At 66.9% G+C, this 2,723-nt stretch carries 1 protein-coding gene and 1 pseudogene; both read right to left on the minus strand.

The window, feature by feature from the left end:
* Positions 1–217 precede the first annotated feature (217 nt).
* Positions 218–946, minus strand: a complete 729-nt coding sequence (istB, locus tag MTBUT4_RS14375) for an IS21-like element helper ATPase IstB (RefSeq protein WP_173980385.1) — start codon at positions 944–946, stop codon at positions 218–220.
* Positions 933–2,102, minus strand: a pseudogene (istA, locus tag MTBUT4_RS14380) (IS21 family transposase); the annotation flags it as partial. The pseudogene istA and the gene istB, both read right to left, overlap by 14 nt.
* Positions 2,103–2,723 lie beyond the last annotated feature (621 nt).

Here is a 2,723-nt window from a genome sequence, read left to right on the forward strand (position 1 = left end):
TGTCAATCGGCGTCGAAAACTGACCCCCTTTACCGCCCGAATCGGCGTCCAATTTTGACCCCCCTGTTGGACGGGGCGGCGGGTTGTCCAGGTAGTCCATAGGAGGGGCCCGAGCGCGCCCGCAGCGCTCGTCACGAAGCTGGCGGAGGGCGCGCTTGGGAGGTTTCCTGTGGACCCACCTGGGCAATCCCGCCGGGGTGGGGGTCCGGGGGAGGGATCAGCTTCGGTTGTTGAAGCGCCAGCTGTCGTTGCCGGTCTCGATGATGTCGCAGTGGTGGGTCAAGCGGTCCAGCAGCGCCGTGGTCATCTTGACGTCGCCGAAGACGGAGGCCCATTCGGCGAAGGCCAGGTTGGTGGTGATGACGATGGCGGTGCGCTCGTAGAGGCGGCTGACCAGATGGAAGAGCAGTTGGCCGCCGCTCTGGGGAAATGGCAGATAGCCCAGTTCGTCGAGGACGACGAGATCGAGGCGGGTGAGTTGCTCGGCCAGCTTGCCGGTGGTTCCGGCGCGGGCCTCGGCCTCCAGTTGGTTGACCAGATCGACGACATTGAAGTAGCGGCCGCGTGCGCCGTTGCGGATGCAATGGGCGGCGATGGCGATGGCCAGGTGGGTCTTGCCGGTGCCGGTGCCGCCGACCAGGACGGCGTTGCGGGGCGGCGACAGCATGCCGCCCTGATGGAGGTCGCGCACCAGGGGGGCGTTGACCGGCGACACCGAGAAGTCGAAGTCGGCCAGTTCCTTGGCCAACGGCAGCTTGGCCGAGGCCAGGCGGTATCGGATGGAGCGGGCCTGTTTCTCGGCCAGTTCGGCCTGCAGCAAGTCACCGAGGATGCGTTGGGCCGAGTGCTGGCGGCGGATGCCGTCGGCCATCACCTCGTCGTAGGCGGTGCGCATCCCGGCCAGATGCAATGCCGACATCATCGCCAGCAGGTCATGCCGTTCCATGGCAAGCCCCCAGCAGCAGGGTGTCGTAGCGGGCGCAGTCGGCTACCGGTGGGATGGCCAGCACCAGGGTATCGGGGGTGGCAACCGGCTTGGCGGCCACCGGTTCTATCTGCCGGGCCAGAAGGTTGAGGACCACCGCGCTGGTGCAGGTCCCGGCGGCCAGCGCCTTGGCGCAGGCGGCCTCCACCGCCTCCAGGCCGTATTCCCGGGCCGCCATCAGGATATCGACGAAGTGCCGGTCGCCGTCGTTGCCATTGCCCAGTCTCTGGCGGATTGTGGCCAGCATCGGCGACGGCTCCCAGTCGCGGAAGGGTGCGCCGTTGCGCAGCGCCCCGGGCTTGCGGGCCAGCACCGGGACATAGTGCCACGGCTCGTAGACGGTGCGGTCGCGGCCGAACACGCGGGCGTGCTCGGCCACCACCTCGCCGCCGTGGCGGATCACCACCCGGTCGGCATAGGCGTGGACGCTGACCGGCTGGTTGGCGGCCGTGGCGTCCACGCTGTAGCGGTTGCGGTCGAAACGCACCAGGCAGCACTTCGAGGCCGTGGTGTGGGTTTCATGGAAGCCGTCGAACGGGCCGCGATAGCCGATCAGCGCCGCCTTCTCTTCGGCGAAGACCTCGGCCACGCTGCGATCCTTCATCTCGGGATGAGGCTCGGCGGCCCTCTTCAAGCATTGCTCCATCAGCCAGTCGTTCAACTCGGCCAAGGTGGCGAAGCGCGCACGCGGCGTGAAAAACCATTCGCGGACGTTGCCGACCTGGTTCTCCACTTGGCCCTTCTCCCAGCCCGCGGCGGGGGTGCAGGCCACCGGTTCGACCAGGTAGTGCGAGCACAGCTGCTCGAAGCGCCGGTTGAAACGCCGGTTCTTGCCGGTGAAGATCGCGTCCACCGCCGTCTTCATGTTGTCGTAGATGCCGCGCTGGCAGGCCCCGCCAAAGAAGCGGAAGCCCCGGTCATGGGCGTCGAACACCATCTCCTGGGTCTCGCGCGGATACGCCACCACTAGAAACATCCGGCTGTGGCACAGGCGGATGTGCGCGACCTTGATCGTCGTCGTCACCCCGCCGAGCACCGCGATCTCGTGGCTCCAGTCGAATTGGTACGCCTCGCCCGGCGCGAACCACAGCGGGACGTAGGCCGCGACACTCGCCCCACCNTCCGGCTGTGGCACAGGCGGATGTGCGCGACCTTGATCGTCGTCGTCACCCCGCCGAGCACCGCGATCTCGTGGCTCCAGTCGAATTGGTACGCCTCGCCCGGCGCGAACCACAGCGGGACGTAGGCCGCGACACTCGCCCCACCCGCCGCCTGGGTATTGCTCCGCTTCCACTGCTGCGCATGCCGTCGGACGGCGTCATAGCCGCCGGTGTAACCGGACTCTTCCAGCAGCTGGAATATCCGGGTCATCGTCAGGCGCTCGCGCCGTCCCTTGCGCCCGTTCTCCTTCAGCATCGTCTCCAGAAGTTCAACATGCGGACCGAGCTGTGGCAGCGGCTGATGCTCCCGCTCGTAGCTGAACGCGGTCTCCTCGGAGCGCAGGATCTTGCGCACCGTGTTGCGCGACAGGCCGCGCTCGCGCGCGATCCGCTTGATCCCCTTCTTCTCGACGAAATGGTCCCGGCGGACCCGCCCTATCGTTTCCACGATCAACATCCCCTGGTTTGCTCCGACGTGTCGTCACATCGGATGATGGTCGCCGTCACCAGGGTATAGGGGGGTCAAAATTCGACGCCGATTTCCCCGGTTAGGGGGTCAATTTTGCACGCCGGTTTCC

Source organism: Magnetospirillum sp. UT-4, from assembly GCF_902729435.1.
In the GTDB taxonomy this organism is placed as follows: domain Bacteria; phylum Pseudomonadota; class Alphaproteobacteria; order Rhodospirillales; family Magnetospirillaceae; genus Magnetospirillum.